Genomic DNA, 16,392 nt, shown 5'->3' with positions numbered 1-16,392 from the left:
GCTTCCATTTCTCTAAATTTACAGTAAAAAACATGATCCACGCGATACTTGCAAGTACCTCTACATTACACAACCAGGATTATCTTGAGTATTTAATACCACACCTGCCTAGACTATATAAAAATGTTTCTGAAGTTTTATTTATTCCTTATGCGAGACCTGGCGGAATCTCTCATGCTGAATATACCGCGAAAGCCGCCGCAGCATTTTCTAAAGCGGGCATCAATATAAAAGGAATCAACGAATTTGATGATCCTGAAAAAGCGGTGCGGGAAGCAGAAGGAATTTTTACCGGAGGAGGAAATACTTTTTTACTTGTTTCAGAATTATACAGAAATAAAGTGATGAATGTGATTAAGGAGGTAGTAAAGGCCGGAACGCCATATATGGGCACCAGCGCAGGAACAAATATCGGGGGTTTGAGCATGCAGACAACCAACGACATGCCTATTGTTTATCCACCATCGTTTCAAACACTTGGCCTGGTACCTTTCAATATTAATCCTCATTACCTTGACCCAAATCCAAATTCAGAGCATAAAGGAGAGACGAGAGAAACAAGAATTAAAGAATTTCATAGTTTAAATTCACAACCTGTGATTGGCCTTAGAGAAGGTAGCTGGCTGGAGATTGGCGATAATAAAGTTACGTTAAAAGGAACTCTTAAAGCACGGCTATTCAAAAAGGATCAAGTACCTTTCGAAGTAGAGACAGGAACAGATTTAACCGATTTGAATTAAGATGGATTACCAGCATATTCTTGATACTATTCACGATGAAATAAGCTACCGGGATGTTACCGGAAAAGTTGCTTCCTATATCCCGGAGTTGGCAAAAGTTGACCGGAAAAAATTTGGAATGCATGTTTATTGTGGGGATCAGCAACATTTTTCATTTGGAGACAGCGAAGAAGATTTTTCTATACAAAGTATTTCAAAAGTTTTTACGCTGGCAATGGCCATGCGATTGATGGGAGAAGATCTGTGGGATCGCCTGGATGTGGAGCCTTCCGGTGATCCTTTTAATAGTTTAACTCAGTTAGAGTATGAAAGTGGCATCCCCAGAAATCCTTTCATAAATGCGGGTGCTCTGGTGATTTCAGATATTCTGGTAGATCAGTTAGATGATCCAAAGAAGGAATTATTAGAATTTGTACGAAAAATTACGGGTGACGAGAATATACATTATGATGAAACAGTAGCCGCTTCAGAAAAGGCCACGGGTTATAGAAATATTGCCCTCGTAAATTATATTAAAGCTCTGGGAAATATAAAATGCGATGTAGAACCTATCGTAGACTTCTATTTCTATCAATGTTCACTGGCAATGTCCTGCAGTCAACTTTCCCGCGCTTTTATGATCTTTGCTAATAAGGGCAGGATTCTAGAAACTGGAGAAAAGATTCTAAAGCCCAAAACTGTAAAAAGGATCAATGCTTTAATGCAAACTTGTGGGTTCTACGATGAAGCGGGAGAATTCAGTTTCCAGGTAGGATTACCTGGAAAAAGTGGCGTAGGTGGAGGTATAGTGGCGATACATCCAGACAACTATTCTGTAGCCGTTTGGAGCCCTATTCTTAATGAGAATGGAAATTCAGAATTAGGTATGAAGGCACTGGAGCGATTCACTACCTTAACGGGAGTTTCAGTCTTTTAACCGGCATATCTAAAATAAAAAGCCCGAAGTATTTTCATACCGGGGATTTCACTAAATATTAGTAACAAAAAAATGCCTTCCGAAGATCGGAAAGCATCCTTTTATAAATTGAACACTGCTAAAATTAAAGTGCTGCGACGTGCTTAGTCAAATTTGACTTTAAGTTAGCAGCTTTATTATCATGAATGATATTTTTCTTAGCCAATTTGTCTACCATAGAAATTACAGAAGGCAACATTCCTTCAGCTTCTTTCTTATCGGCATCACGCAATTTTTTGATCGCGTTTCTTGTAGTTTTATGCTGGTAGCGATTTCTTAGACGTTTAGTCTCATTGCTACGAATCCTCTTCAACGCTGACTTATGATTTGCCATTTCAATTATTATTTAAATGTTTTTTAAAAGTAGTCCGTAGGGGAATCGAACCCCTGTTACCAGGATGAAAACCTGGCGTCCTAACCCCTAGACGAACGGACCATAATCTATTTCAAAATGCAACGCTATTTGGTTGCTTTAATTCAACACAATATTCCAGTGTTTCACTTCGTAGTCCGTAGGGGAATCGAACCCCTGTTACCAGGATGAAAACCTGGCGTCCTAACCCCTAGACGAACGGACCATTTTTGTTTCAAATGCGGATGCAAAAATACAACTATTTTTCAATGCCGCAAATGTTCGACAAAAATTTTTAAAATTTTTAATAGGCCTTCGCAAACAAGACTCTCCCTACAGACGTATTACCAGTTAATACACACTTTCCAGACTCCTCTTTTCTTTCAAAAGGCACACACCTAATTGTTGCTTTCGTAAGATCCTTGATCTTATTTTCGGTCTCAGGAGTACCGTCCCAGTGAGCAGAAATGAATCCTCCTTTTTCTTTTAATACTTGCTTAAAATCATCAAAAGAGTCTACTTCAGTAATATGTTCATCTCTATAGCTCCTTGCTTTATTAAATAAAGTGTTTTGAATTTCATCCATAAGAAGCCTGATTTTCTCAACCACTTCACTCCTATTTACAAATTCTTTAGTTAAAGTATCTCTTCTTGCAAGCTCAACCGTTCCCTTTTCAAGATCTTTTGGCCCGATAGCTATTCTCAAAGGAACTCCCTGTAATTCGTACTGAGCGAATTTCCATCCTGGTTTTTGATTATCATTATCATCAAACTTCACAGAAATCCCAACAGCTCTAAGCTCTTTCACTAACTGATTTGCAACATCCGATATTTCGGATAATTGCTCATCATTCCTGTAAATTGGTACAATAACCACCTGTATTGGCGCAAGGTTTGGAGGTAATACAAGCCCGTTGTCATCACTGTGCGTCATGATCAACGCACCCATAAGCCTGGTTGAAACCCCCCAGGATGTTGCCCATACATGTTCCAGTCCGCCTTCTTTAGTAGCGAATTTAACATCAAAAGCCTCTGCGAAATTCTGTCCCAGGAAATGTGAAGTCCCAGCTTGTAGCGCTTTTCCATCCTGCATTAAAGCTTCAATACAATAGGTTTCCAAAGCTCCTGCAAAGCGTTCACTTTCAGTCTTACTTCCTTTTACCACAGGCATTGCCATAAAATTTTCAGCAAATTCCGCATAAATATTATTCATCAATTCAGTTTCCTGAAGAGCCTCTGCTTTGGTAGCATGAGCTGTGTGTCCCTCCTGCCATAAAAATTCAGCAGTTCTTAAAAACAATCTTGTTCTCATTTCCCAACGAACCACATTGGCCCATTGATTGACTTTTATTGGAAGATCTCTATAAGATTGAATCCAGTTTTTATAAGTATTCCAGATAATAGCTTCAGAAGTTGGTCTTACTACTAACTCCTCCTCTAGCTTCGCATCTGGGTCTACCATTAATTTCCCGGGCTTGTCAGGATCATTCTTCAACCTATAATGAGTTACCACAGCACATTCTTTCGCAAAACCTTCGGCATTCTTTTCTTCGGCTTCAAACAAATGCTTGGGAACAAATAGAGGAAAATAGGCATTTTGATGCCCTGTCTCTTTAAACATACGATCTAATTCAGCCTGCATTTTCTCCCAAATCGCATAACCATATGGTTTGATGACCATACATCCGCGTACAGCTGAATTTTCGGCCAAATCGGCTTTCACAACCAATTCGTTATACCATTTTGAATAGTCTTCGCTTCTCTTCGTTAGATTCTTTCCCATCTCTTGTTATTTGGCATAAAACTTGTATCTTTTTTGGTGTATAATACTAACCGTTCGGGCAAAACTAACTATTTTTAGCATGCCCAACAATAAAAAGAATTACCAATGGAACTTTACTACACTCTAAGAAATAAATTAAGTCTTCTGCTCGCGCCGATGGCTGTTTTCGCATTGGTTTCCTGTGGTTCCTATCAATATTCAGGGTACGAAGCCGATGGAATTTATGGAGAATCCAGACCAGGAATCCTTGAACAGCCAGAACAAGAGGCAACGGAAGTTAGACCTAACAGTAATAACTCTTATTATAAGAATCTTTTTTCTGAACAATCTGAAATGGTTGGAGAAGTTCTTGAAAGCGCTGTTTTTACTGATGTAGACAGCTATAGCTCTAATGACAGGTATGAAAATTACTCTGAAATTGGTGGTGACGTGGCCTATGTTGGTGGAAATGCTCCTTGGGGCCAAGATCCAGATACCTATACGGTAAACATATATAATAATGGTTTTTACGGAGGGTTTTATTCCCCGTGGAGATATGGTTATGGTTTTGGATTCCCTCATCATTACGGTGGCTGGTATGATCCTTACTGGCCAGGAAACTTCTGGGGAGGATACGGACCTTACGCCTATGGTGGATCCAGATGGAATATAGGATTTGGTCTAAATTTCGGGTTTGGTTTTGGTCATCGTTACGGTTACGGTGGTTTTGGGCCATATTATAATCCATATTACCCACACTATTACAACAATTACGATTACTACAATCCTTATAATACCCGTGTTGCACATAATAATGGTAGAAGAAATTCCAGAGCGACTTATAGCGAAGGACCTAGCCGAAGAAATTCCTATTCTCAACGAATTAGAGATATAAGAAATTCCAGATCTTCAGATTACGGAACCTCCAGAGTTCGAAGTAGCGCCGGAGATAGTGATGCCAGGGTGTACACAAGAACAAGCCGAAGAACCGCGCCTGCCAGAAGTTACGATACTGGTAGCAATAGAAGCAGTTCCCCTACTTATGAAAGATCTTCCAGAAGTAGCAACAGCACATATCGCTCGTCCAGTTCAAGAAGAAGTTCAAGTTCTTCAAGATCCGGTTCAGTGAGAAGCTCAAGTAGTTTAAGCAGAAGCTCAGGCACCACAAGAAGTTCTGGTGGAAGATCCTCATCAAGAGGTGGCCGTGGCGGAGGTCAATAAAAATTAATGAATCTACAATTGAACCTTACAGGATTGAACCTGTAAGGTTTTTTTATAAAAATATAATCAATGAAAAGAATACTATCCCTTATTGCACTTATAGCAACAATTTCATGTGTTGAAGGTCAAACACTACAGGATGCCTATCGCTATTCAACATCAGAGCTTTCGGGAACTGCAAGATTTACAGGAATGAGTGGTGCTTTTGGAGCACTTGGTGGAGATATTTCCGCAATATCGCTTAATCCTGCTTCTTCAGCCGTTTTCTTATCGAGCAGCGCTACGGCAAGCCTGTCTTTCAGAAATCTTGAAAATAATTTTTCTTACAATAATGGTCGCAGTGCCAGTGATAATTCAGACGTAGACCTGGATAATATTGGGGGTGTATTTGTATTTACTACTAGCAGCGATAGCAATTGGAGAAAAATTTCACTCGGGCTTAATTATTCCACTCAAAATAATTTTGAAGAAAATTATGTCGTTAGAGGAAATTCAACTAATTCTATAGATCAGTATTTTCTAAATTATGCGAATGGTGTTCCTCTGGATCTTCTCCAACTACAGGGATCTGAAAATATCTCAGATCTTTATTCCTTTTTAGGTGAAAACTATGGATTTGGCGTACAACAGGCTTTCTTAGGATATCAGGGCTTTGTTATTGAGGCTGAAAGTGATGCTCCTGAAAACACTGAATACTTTTCCCTGATTGATGAAGGAAGTTTTGACCAGAGATATGCTTATGCTGCGACGGGGTTAAATGGAAAATTGACATTTAATGCAGGAACACAGTTCAAAGACTTTCTATACCTAGGACTTAACCTGAACTCCCATTTTATTAATTATGAGAATTCAACTGAATTCAGCGAATTCAATAATAACCCGGAAAGCCTAACCACCGAGGTCTATTTTGGGAATAACTTAAGCACCAACGGAGACGGATTTTCATTTCAACTTGGAGGAATCGCAAAATTAAATGAAAATATTAGAGTAGGATTAACCTATGATTCCCCAACCTGGTTTAACATAAGAGAGGAAACATCTCAATATTTAGAAACAAATAGTCCCATGGATGAGTTTGTAAGTGTTGCTCCCAGAATTGTAAATATATATCCTGAATATCGTCTTCAGATTCCCTCAAAAATATCAGCTAGCGCAGCTTATTTATTTGGAAAACAGGCTTTAATAAGCTTTGACTACGGTAGAAAAGATTACTCTAATACAAAATTCAAACCTGAGAATGATATAGACTTTCAAGATCTTAATAACACTATCTCCAATAGTATGAAGGCTGCATCTACCTACAGAGTTGGCGGAGAATACCGACTAGCGAATTTTAGCTTAAGAGCAGGTTATAGATTTGAAGAGAGTCCATTTGTTAATGACACTCGTGTTGGTGATCTCACCGGCTACAGTGGAGGAATTGGTTATTCTTTTGGAAGTCTCAATTTAGACCTGGCATATAGTAATGCCAGTTATGAAGAGGCAACACCTATCTATAACGTAGGCTTAACTGATCCTATAAATACAAACAGGGACCTTTCTAAAGTTGTTCTATCCCTAACATTTGGATTATAAAATACAAATTTAGCAATCACACGAAACTGTTTTAAAAGTAGTAGAAACAGTCATTCTGAATTTTGTTTCAGCCTGGCGAAAAACTGATTTTTTGAACAGTGTCTTTTATCTCATCAGGGTGAAATTAGACATGTATTCCCGATGGTCTCCTGTTTTTTCGTCTACAAATTCAACTCTAAACCAATAGTCGTCTGCAGGTAGCGGCTTTCCATTGTAAGTACCATCCCAACCCTTACCCTGAGCAGTATTTAACTCTCGAATGAGTTTACCATATCTATCAAAAACATATAATTTTTTGATCGTTATAAATGTATCTGTGATTAAATTCCATGTATCGTTATATCCGTCTGAATTAGGACTAAAAAAACGAGGGTATCCCACCAGGAAAAAACTTTCACTTGCGGTTTCTCCACAACCATTAATTTCTCTGGCAACCACCACATGACTACCCGGCGGCACTTGATTAAAGATATTACTCGCCTGCCAACTGCCATTATCAAGCCTATATTCAAATTCGGCATAAATTTCACCTATTATATTTTCTGGTGTGGCAGTTACCGTATAACCCTCCCCAAAATCTGAACCTGAGATAGAAATCGACAGTATTTCAGGACGGGAAACTTGCACCGGATTGGTTTCAAACTCAAGTTCACAACCAGATTCGGGATGAGAAATAATTAACTTTACTTCTGTTGACAACGGGAGTTCATTAAAAGTTACAATTGCTGATGTACTAATCAATTCATCCCCATCAAACCATTTGTACAAATATCCAGCCCCCAGGTCTTCACCTATAGATACCTGACTTATCAAATTATGCTCTTCATCTACACAAAAGATCAAATTTTCAGGAAGCTCATACTCAGGAAAATCAAAAGTTATGAGTTCAAAAGATGTGGTTGGGGAAAAACAACCGCTAACTATATCACGTACTTGTGCAAAAATTGTCTTCCCTAATTCAAAAGAATAAGTCTGCGGAGATGGTATAGGTGTAGCTTCGTCTACATCTTCAATAGATTCGTAAAAAAACACTTCATAATTAGCTAAATCTCCATTAGGGGATATTAGGTCTTCAGCTGCCTGTCTTAAATTGATAATTTCTGTATCATCAGTACAAACAGCAAGCTCGTCAAGCTCTCCTATTGTTGGGGAATCATAGAAATTTACTGTGACATCGTCTTGTTCAGATTTATCTTCAATGGGATCTGTCACTATCAATCTATAGTCACCAGATTGGGTAACATTATATGTTGGCCCATTTTCATTAGGAATAGCCTCATATTGAGAAGTAGTTTGATTAAAAACAAACCATTCATAAGTTGCATCTTCATCGGTTGTTCCATCTAGCAAATATTCATCATCATCACATACAGAAATAACTCCTCCCAGATCCAGATCAAGAATTGAACAATCTGTAGAACCCTGTCCCCCATTTGTTTGCTCCAGGCTTATAAACCCCGGCACTTGCTCAAAGTTTGTTATTACCACTACATAAATATCGTTAGCTTGTGCATTCGGAATTGACATAAATTCTACAGCATCTGGAAGGTAACTACAGTCAACAATTTTATCCTCATTTAATGAAGTACCGGAGCAATAATCAGCTTCACGATCAAAAGGCCCCCATACTACAAAATCTACATCCAGTGCTGCACCAGTACCGTTTTCATTTTGATATTGAGATATCCTAAACCTTAAATCTCCTGGATTTTCAATTTGCAAAAAGAACCATGCGGGATATGGCTGATCGTCAAGACATCCGTAATCAGGCCCCAGCTCTCCATTGGTTTGTGAGCTGTTTCTAAAGTTTGCATTTGGAAATGTTAACCGCTCATTTCCGGCGCAAAACGGCTCAATATCGGCACACCTTGTTCCCTGAGCATTTATTGAATCAACAAAAAATAGCCCTGGCAGAAAGATCAATAATATTTTAATTATTCTCATTCCAAACAACATCTTAACTCGTGTAAATTAGGAAATAATGTCTAAATAGCCAGTTAAGGCTTATCTAATTTTGACTAAGGCCAAAACCTTATAAATATGTATCTTTGCAAGCCAATACGGTTTTTACCGACTATTATTGCAAAAAGCATGAAAGTAGATAAGATTTTGAATGAAATTGAAGAGATGGGCGATGCCCATGCAGGGAGCAGCGCAAACAATCCATTAAGAGAAGATGCGTTCCATTTAAGTGATGAAGAAAAAATTGACCTTATTAAAAAAGATGTGAAAAGCATCCTTAATACTTTAGGTTTAGATCTTGAAGATGATAGCTTGAAAGGCACCCCGCAGCGAGTAGCCAAAATGTTCATAAATGAAATTTTTTCAGGCCTGCACCCTAAAAGAAAACCGAAAGCCTCGACTTTCGAAAATAAATATAAATACGGTGAAATGCTGGTAGAGAAAAACATTACTGTTTATTCTACCTGTGAGCATCATCTTCTTCCAATCGTTGGAAAAGCCCACGTTGCGTACATTTCTAACGGAACTGTAGTGGGACTTTCTAAAATGAACAGAATTGTAGATTATTTTGCAAAAAGACCTCAGGTACAGGAGCGAATGACGATGCAAATTGTACATGAACTTCAAAATGTTTTAGGCACCCCTGATGTCGCCTGTGTGGTAGATGCTAAACACCTTTGCGTAAACAGTAGAGGAATTCGTGATATTGAAAGCAGCACCGTTACCAGCGAATTTGGAGGGTCATTTAAAAAGAAAGAAGTTAGAAGAGAATTTCTTGATTATATTAAATTAGACACATCGTTCTAATAAATCAAAATACATTTATTACATGGCGCTTTACCAGGAACAAAGCCTGAAACTTTATAATTCAATGAGCGGTGAAAAGGAAATTTTCACCCCGATAAATGAAGGAAATGTAGGCATGTACGTATGCGGACCTACAGTTTACAGCAATGTACATTTAGGAAACTGCAGAACATTTATCTCGTTTGATCTTGTTTTTAGATACCTTAAACATCTTGGCTATAAAGTACGTTATGTGAGAAACATTACCGATGCCGGCCATCTTGAAAATGATGCCGATAGCGGTGAAGACAGAATTGCTAAAAAAGCCAGGCTGGAACAAATTGAACCTATGGAAGTGGTTCAAAAATATACTGTTGATTTTCATAATATTCTGAATAAGTTCAACAACTTTCCTCCCAGCATCGAACCAACGGCTACGGGGCATATCGTTGAACAAATAGAGATCATTAAAACCATTCTTGACAATGGTTTTGCTTACGAAGCAAACGGATCGGTTTATTTTGATGTGATTAAATTCAATAAAGAACATTCATACGGAAGACTAAGCGGAAGGGCGATTGAAGATATGATCGCCAATACCCGTGAACTTTCAGCCCAAAGTGATAAAAGAAATCCGCAGGATTTTGCACTATGGAAAAAAGCAGAGCCACAACATATTATGAGGTGGCCATCGCCCTGGAGCGACGGATTCCCCGGATGGCACCTGGAATGTACGGTGATGAGCACTAAATATTTAGGTGAAGAATTTGATATTCATGGTGGCGGAATGGATCTAAAATTTCCCCATCACGAATGTGAGATCGCACAGGGAGAAGCTGCTACCGGAAAATCTCCAGTGAATTACTGGCTGCATGCAAACATGCTTACCCTTAACGGGAAGAAAATGGCAAAAAGTACAGGTAATTTTATTCTTCCAGAGGAAATATTTTCTGGAAATAACGATGTGCTTACAAAGGCATTCTCACCAAATGTGGTGAGGTTCTTTGTTCTTCAGGCTCATTACCGTAGCATACTTGATTTTTCAAGTGATGCATTAACAGGTAGCGAGAAAGGCTTTAACCGTTTGATGGAGGCATATTACGCGATTGACGAGCTACCGGTTTCAGAAAATTCAGATTTTAATTTAAAAGACTGGAAACAATCCTGCTATGATGCGATGAATGATGACTTTAACAGCCCCATTCTTATCGCTAAATTATTTGATGCCGTTAAGCTTATTAACGGGATTAAAGACGGCTCTATTTCTATTACCGAAACTGATAAAGAGGAGTTCAAAACTACAATGAACGCATTTATGTTTGACATTCTTGGACTGGTTGATGCAGCTCCGGGAAATGAGAATGGTGAAGAAAAATTAGCCGGGACCATTGAACTTTTAATAAAACTAAGAGCAGAAGCAAGAGTGAATAAGAACTTTGCTTTAAGTGATCAAATAAGAGATCAGTTGCAGGAGTTAGGAATTCAACTTAAAGACGGTAAGGAAGGTACTTCTTTTTCCGTAAAATAAGCTCCACGATGCTGAACCGCTACTTTGGTTACCTAATAACCGCCTTGGTTCAATTCTACAAGAAATTTATTTCTCCGCTTACCCCTGCAAGTTGCAGATACGAGCCTACATGCTCAAGCTATATGCTTAAGGCCATTGAAATTCATGGGGCTTTCAAAGGATTTTGGTTAGGATTAAAAAGGATCTCAAGATGCCATCCCTGGGGAGGTTGTGGTTATGATCCTGTTCCGGGAAAATCCGATAACAAATCGAGCTAAAGAACTCCCAAATATGTATATTTACGAACATTCAAATAAATAAGTATGCTTCTTAATGCCATTCACTGGAATCCGTCAGAAGGACTGGACCTGGGAATTATTACCCTTCACTATTATAGCTTAATGTTCATTATCGCCTTTACGCTTGGGTGGTATATTATGAAAAACATTTATACCCGTGAAGGTATTGACATAGAAAAATTAGATTCTCTCTTTATATATACTGTTCTTGCCACCCTAATTGGTGCGAGATTAGGCCATGTGATTTTTTATGACTGGGAATATTTTCAGAATCATTTACTGGAAATTTTTCTTCCAGTTCGCTTTGAACCTGAATTTGAATTTACAGGATTTAGAGGTTTAGCCAGTCATGGTGCCGCTATAGGGATTATCATTGCCATGTACCTTTATGCTAAAAGAATTATTCAGAAACCAGTCTTATGGATCCTGGACAGGATCGTGATTCCTGTTGCCAGTGGAGCTATCTTTGTTAGAATAGGAAATTTCATCAATTCTGAAATTATAGGAAAACCAACAAATTCAGATTACGGGATAGTATTTGAAAAACTGGGCGAAGACTTCGCCAGACATCCGGCTCAGTTGTACGAATCAGCCTGTTATCTGGCAATTTTCCTTATTTTATGGTTCTTATACTGGAAGACAGAAAAACGCTTTAAAACAGGCTATATTTTCGGGTTATTTCTTGTATTATTATGGACAGTGAGGTTCTTTATAGAATTCATTAAAGAACCACAGGTTGGCGAACGCGCCAACTGGCTGTTAAATACCGGACAATGGTTAAGTATTCCATTTGTAATAGCGGGGTTATATTTTATGTACAGACCTCAAAAACAAAAAACGGTGACATGAGCAAAAGAATCTTAAGCCTGGCTGTTTTTACTTTACTTATCGGTTTATCATTCAGCGGTTGCGGTGATAATGATAAGAAAGTAGAGACCATAGAAACAGAACCCATTACTTTCACTAAAGAAGGTGTGCTCTATTTAATTAAGGCATCTGGAGATACCATACAAAAACTCGATATTGAACTTGCTGAAAGCGATTATGAACACCAAACCGGTCTAATGTACCGTGAAAGTATGAAAGAAGACCAGGGAATGCTTTTTCTATATACTTCTGAAAGGGTGCGCAGCTTTTATATGAAAAACACCTATATCCCATTGGATATTATTTATTATGATGCCGATAGTAGCCTTGTTAGTATTCAGAAAAATGCGACTCCAAGAGATGAAACCTCCTTGCCATCTGAAGGCCCTGCGCAATATATCCTGGAGATTAACGGTGGATTATCAGATCAATGGGGACTTGAGAAAAATGATACGTTTAGTTTTGAAAGAATTGAATAGCATTTAATCCCAATTTAAAAGATCCTGCTTTTCATTCTTCAGGTAATGAGTTCTTAGACTTGCCACTACAAATACAAAAAGAAGAACAGAGAATATAATCCAAACCTGGTTCACTTCCCTGAACTTTTTACTTAAGACCGATAACACAAGGATTGCAATTTCAATACACCCAATGACCCATAGTAATTTTTTATTCGAAACAATCCGCGTTTCTATCTTCTTAAAATAAACAGATTTTAAAATTTTGTCTTTTAATACTTCAGAAGAAGTATTGGAATGGTATTCTGAAACTTTTAAACTAAGATTTTTAAAGATTTCACGTTCCAAAGTCCCTGGTATTGAATATCGAAGATTTTAAATTGACTACCTCACCAGGTTTTAAAATAATAATGATGGCATCTGGCCCACGGCTACTTGTTTAGTACTTCCAATAAATAATACTGGAATATTCAATTATCTTATTCCCAAAAGAACAGAGAAATGGACGCCTCACCCAACAAATAGACAATTCGCTATCATGCATTGCGAAGCATATTTTTCCTCTAAAAATAAGGTAAAGTAACGCGATAAATGGCAGCGTATAATAAATAGCATCTGCATCGAATCCTATGGTTCTCTGTAGTAACAAACACATAAAAAACATCACAAAAATAGATGCTATAAATTTTCCAATTTCAATAGTTCTAAATTCAGTTTTCATTATGTAACTCCAAATATCTATAGAAAGATCATTAAAAAAGGCTTCCCAAAAATGGAAAGCCTTTTTATAAAATTATATCTACTAAACTTATGCAGTAGCAGTCTCTTCGGTCTTCGGCTTTTCTTTCTTCTGAATGGAAGACTTTTTCTTAACGCTATCAACCATTACAGGAGTTGCAATGAATAACGAAGAATAGGTACCCACAATAACACCAACTATAAGTGCGAACATGAATCCTCTAATACTTTCTCCTCCAAAGATGAAGATCGCTAGAAGAACCACCAAGGTAGTAAGCGAGGTATTTAATGTTCTGCTCAACGTACTGTTCAGCGCTGCATTTACTGTCTTTTTAAGCGGCCAGGTAGTATGCTCGTTCACAAATTCCCTGATACGGTCAAATACCACCACGGTATCATTAAGTGAGTAACCAATTACAGTAAGGATCGCAGCAATAAACGCCTGATCTATTTCCATGTTAAACGGCATCACTTTATAAAGTAAAGAGAAGATACCTAATACTACAAGTACATCATGAAATACTGCAGCTACAGCACCTAAACTAAATTGCCATTTTCTAAAACGCAATAAGATATAAAGGAACACTACGATCAACGAACCTAATACTGCCCAGAAAGAAGCATTTTTAATATCATCTGCAATGGTTGCGCCAACCTTCATAGATTTCATTACTCCCACCTGTTTGTCATCTGCTCCATCTGTAAATTCCTCATAAGTAATATCTGCAGGCAGATAAGAGCCAAGGGATTCATAAAGTGATCTTTGAATTTCCTCATCGACTTCAGCACCTTCCTGATCAACTTTATATTTAGTGGTAATTTTTAATTGATTGTTCGGGCCAAAGGTTTTTGCTTCGGCACTTCCAAAGGTAGCAACAAGATCGCTTTGAACTTCCGTAGGATTCACATCTTCAGCAAATCTTACCGTATAAGTTCTACCTCCAACAAAATCAACACCCTGGTTAAGTCCCTGTACGAAAAGTGAACCAACACTAATCAAAATGAATAATCCTGAAACTACATAAGCAATTTTCCTTTTCTTAAGGAAGTCGATATTCATATTGGTAAACAGGTTCTTGGTAAGAGAGGTCGCAAATTCTAATGATTTGCCTTTAATACCATATCCGTCAATAAACAATCTTGTAATAAAGATCGCCGTAAACAAAGAGGTAGCGATACCAATTAATAAAGTAGTTGCAAAACCTTTGATAGGTCCTGTTCCAAGAAGGAATAAAATTAGACCTGTAAGACCTGTAGTGATGTTCGCATCAAGAATTGAAGATAATGCATTGTTGAAACCATCTTTAATAGCATCTCTTTGCATTTTACCTTTAGCCAGTTCTTCTTTAATCCTTTCAAAAATAAGTACGTTAGCATCTACAGACATACCAATAGTTAACACAATACCGGCAATACCAGGTAATGTAAGAACGGCACCAAGACCTGCCAGAATACCAAATATGAAAAGAATATTCACCACAAGGGCGATATCTGCAAAAATTCCTGCTTTTCCGTAATAAAGGATCATCCAGATCAAAACAAGGATTAAAGCAATCACAAATGACATGATACCGCTGTCTATAGCTTCCTGACCTAATGATGGTCCAACCACCTCACTTTGGATGATATCTGCCGATGCAGGAAGTTTACCCGCACGTAATACGTTTGCTAAATCCTGACCTTCGGTGATCGTAAAATCACCAGAGATCTCACTTCTTCCACCCGAAATTGCTCCGGTAGAAACACCTGGCGCAGAATAAACAATATTATCAAGTACAATCGCGATCTGGCTTTGTTCGTTAGAAGCCTTACCGGTCATATCTTCCCAGATCTTAGCTCCGGTACCATCCATTTGCATGCTCACAGCAATACGCCCTAACTGGTCGTATGTTTGCTGAGCATCGGTAATTACGCTCCCACTCAATGGTGGCTCCATGTTACGGTTACCCTTTAAGGCATATAATCCGGTAGTCTGTGTATCTTCATCAGCAACTCCCCAAACAAATTTCGCATATCTCATTTCCGAAGGAAGTAGCGATCTAATTTGTGGATTCTGAATATAATCCATCACCTTCGCTGTATCCTGAACTTTAAAAGTTGCGAGAACTGGACCTCCCTGATAACCTGGAGATACAATAAGGTCAAAAAGTGGATTATTTCCTGTTTCAACTTCCGTGCTGTCTTCAGCATCAGCTAAAAGCTCATCAATTTCACTATCACCAGAAGTGGCAGTAGAATCGGTTTCTTCTTCTGAAGTAACCTCTTCTGATCGTTTCATTTCTGCGATTCTGTTATTCGCCTGAACAAGGAAATTTCCTATTTCATTGTTTTTATATACATGCCAGAATTCTAACTGAGCTGTACTTTGAAGAAGGTTTTTAACCCTGCTTATATCTTTAGCACCAGGTAATTCAACAAGAATTCTTCCTGAATTTCCAAGACGCTGAATATTTGGTTGTGTAACACCAAATTTATCAATACGTTTTCTCAATACTTCAAAAGCTGAAGTAATGGACTCATCAATCTTTTTTCTAATAATTGGCTCAACTTCTTCATTGGTCATATTGAAGTTCACCTCATCGCTTAGCGTCTTATTAGCAAATACATCTGGAGATGCCAGTTTAGCATTAGGAATATCATTGAATGCCTCAAAGAAAAGATCTACGTAGTTTTCCTGACTGTCAGTTTGAGCTTCATCAGCCTGAGCAATTGCTTTTCTAAAAGCCGGGTCTCTTGTGTCATTAGCTAGTCCGCTTAAGATATCTCTAACAGAAATCTGAAGGATCACATTGATCCCTCCCTTAAGGTCAAGTCCCTTATTTAGCTCCTTGTCTTTAGCATCATTGTAAGTAATTCCAGCTATGACATCGTTATTACCGATAGAATCTAAATACCTGGCTTCTGCCTGGTCACGTAATTCTGAGTAATTCTCTACACTTTCGTCAATTTCCTGTACGGCAAACTCCTCAGCATCAGTCTCAACATTATTTGTTATAAACGTAAAAGACAGCTGATAAAGACATACCAGCCCAAACAAAATTGCAAAAACTTTAATCAGTCCTTTATTCTGCATTATTCCTCAAATTATTGATTATAGGTCGATTTTAAAAACGGACAAATATAGGACTTCATAATTCAAATCCCAATATTTTTTTTTGGATAATTTTAAC

General features: G+C 38.0%; 15 protein-coding genes and 2 tRNA genes. 9 read left to right on the top strand and 8 right to left on the bottom strand.

The genetic code is table 11. The annotated features are described in order from the left end of the window. Positions 1 to 32: 32 nt before the first annotated feature. The gene (pepE, locus tag BLT95_RS13070) at positions 33 to 740 is read left to right on the top strand and encodes a dipeptidase PepE (RefSeq protein ID WP_089666591.1); all 708 of its coding nucleotides are present in this window, start codon (positions 33 to 35) and stop codon (positions 738 to 740) included. 1 nt (position 741) lies between these two features. Next, entirely contained in the window at positions 742 to 1,656 is a 915-nt protein-coding gene (locus tag BLT95_RS13065) for a glutaminase (RefSeq protein WP_089666590.1), read from the top strand. Positions 1,657 to 1,780: 124 nt separating this feature from the next. On the opposite strand, the gene rpsT is transcribed toward BLT95_RS13065, so the two are convergent. The 4 genes from rpsT to proS form a co-directional block, all read right to left on the bottom strand. Continuing rightward, positions 1,781 to 2,029 carry a 30S ribosomal protein S20 gene (rpsT, locus tag BLT95_RS13060; protein ID WP_089666589.1) on the bottom strand — a complete coding sequence of 83 codons (249 nt, stop codon included), beginning with the start codon at positions 2,027 to 2,029 and terminating at the stop codon, positions 1,781 to 1,783. Between the two features lie 30 nt (positions 2,030 to 2,059). Further along, a tRNA-Glu gene (locus BLT95_RS13055) sits at positions 2,060 to 2,131 on the bottom strand. Positions 2,132 to 2,201: 70 nt separating this feature from the next. Beyond that, positions 2,202 to 2,273 (bottom strand) — tRNA-Glu (locus BLT95_RS13050). A gap of 78 nt (positions 2,274 to 2,351) precedes the next feature. Further along, positions 2,352 to 3,830, bottom strand: coding sequence for a proline--tRNA ligase (proS, locus tag BLT95_RS13045; protein WP_089666588.1), 1,479 nt, complete (start codon positions 3,828 to 3,830; stop codon positions 2,352 to 2,354). Between the two features lie 105 nt (positions 3,831 to 3,935). Here proS and BLT95_RS13040 point away from each other — a divergent pair, with 105 nt between their 5' ends. Further along, entirely contained in the window at positions 3,936 to 5,030 is a 1,095-nt protein-coding gene (locus tag BLT95_RS13040; protein ID WP_089666587.1) for a hypothetical protein, read from the top strand. Between the two features lie 69 nt (positions 5,031 to 5,099). Then, positions 5,100 to 6,605: an outer membrane protein transport protein gene (locus tag BLT95_RS13035; protein ID WP_089666586.1), complete on the top strand. Its 1,506-nt coding sequence runs from the start codon at positions 5,100 to 5,102 to the stop codon at positions 6,603 to 6,605. Positions 6,606 to 6,710: 105 nt separating this feature from the next. Here the strand turns inward: BLT95_RS13035 and BLT95_RS13030 are convergent, their stop codons facing one another. After that, the gene (locus BLT95_RS13030) at positions 6,711 to 8,549 is read right to left on the bottom strand and encodes a T9SS type B sorting domain-containing protein (protein ID WP_157718062.1); all 1,839 of its coding nucleotides are present in this window, start codon (positions 8,547 to 8,549) and stop codon (positions 6,711 to 6,713) included. 147 nt (positions 8,550 to 8,696) lie between these two features. Here BLT95_RS13030 and folE point away from each other — a divergent pair, with 147 nt between their 5' ends. Genes folE through BLT95_RS13005 form a run of 5 tightly spaced genes read left to right on the top strand, consistent with a single transcriptional unit; the run spans position 8,697 to position 12,505 of the window. Then, entirely contained in the window at positions 8,697 to 9,374 is a 678-nt protein-coding gene (gene folE, locus BLT95_RS13025; RefSeq protein WP_089666584.1) for a GTP cyclohydrolase I FolE, read from the top strand. Between the two features lie 22 nt (positions 9,375 to 9,396). Further along, a complete protein-coding gene (cysS, locus tag BLT95_RS13020) occupies positions 9,397 to 10,881 on the top strand; it encodes a cysteine--tRNA ligase (protein WP_089666583.1) in 1,485 nt (494 codons plus the stop codon). 8 nt (positions 10,882 to 10,889) lie between these two features. Further along, the gene (gene yidD / locus BLT95_RS13015) at positions 10,890 to 11,138 is read left to right on the top strand and encodes a membrane protein insertion efficiency factor YidD (protein ID WP_089666582.1); all 249 of its coding nucleotides are present in this window, start codon (positions 10,890 to 10,892) and stop codon (positions 11,136 to 11,138) included. Between the two features lie 45 nt (positions 11,139 to 11,183). Then, positions 11,184 to 12,008 carry a prolipoprotein diacylglyceryl transferase gene (gene lgt, locus BLT95_RS13010; protein WP_172822594.1) on the top strand — a complete coding sequence of 275 codons (825 nt, stop codon included), beginning with the start codon at positions 11,184 to 11,186 and terminating at the stop codon, positions 12,006 to 12,008. Continuing rightward, positions 12,005 to 12,505, top strand: coding sequence for a DUF192 domain-containing protein (locus BLT95_RS13005; protein WP_089666580.1), 501 nt, complete (start codon positions 12,005 to 12,007; stop codon positions 12,503 to 12,505). The genes lgt and BLT95_RS13005 overlap by 4 nt, the downstream gene beginning before the upstream one ends. Positions 12,506 to 12,508: 3 nt before the next feature. On the opposite strand, the gene BLT95_RS13000 is transcribed toward BLT95_RS13005, so the two are convergent. From BLT95_RS13000 to secDF, 3 genes are all read right to left on the bottom strand, one after another. Continuing rightward, positions 12,509 to 12,832, bottom strand: coding sequence for a hypothetical protein (locus BLT95_RS13000; protein ID WP_089666579.1), 324 nt, complete (start codon positions 12,830 to 12,832; stop codon positions 12,509 to 12,511). Positions 12,833 to 12,923: 91 nt separating this feature from the next. Beyond that, a complete protein-coding gene (locus BLT95_RS12995) occupies positions 12,924 to 13,205 on the bottom strand; it encodes a hypothetical protein (protein ID WP_089666578.1) in 282 nt (93 codons plus the stop codon). Positions 13,206 to 13,292: 87 nt separating this feature from the next. Further along, positions 13,293 to 16,295, bottom strand: a complete 3,003-nt coding sequence (gene secDF / locus BLT95_RS12990; RefSeq protein ID WP_089666577.1) for a protein translocase subunit SecDF — start codon at positions 16,293 to 16,295, stop codon at positions 13,293 to 13,295. Positions 16,296 to 16,392 lie beyond the last annotated feature (97 nt).

Source organism: Gramella sp. MAR_2010_147 (assembly GCF_900105135.1).
In the GTDB taxonomy this organism is placed as follows: Bacteria; Bacteroidota; Bacteroidia; order Flavobacteriales; family Flavobacteriaceae; genus Christiangramia.
This window is presented reverse-complemented; position numbering and strand designations above follow the sequence as displayed.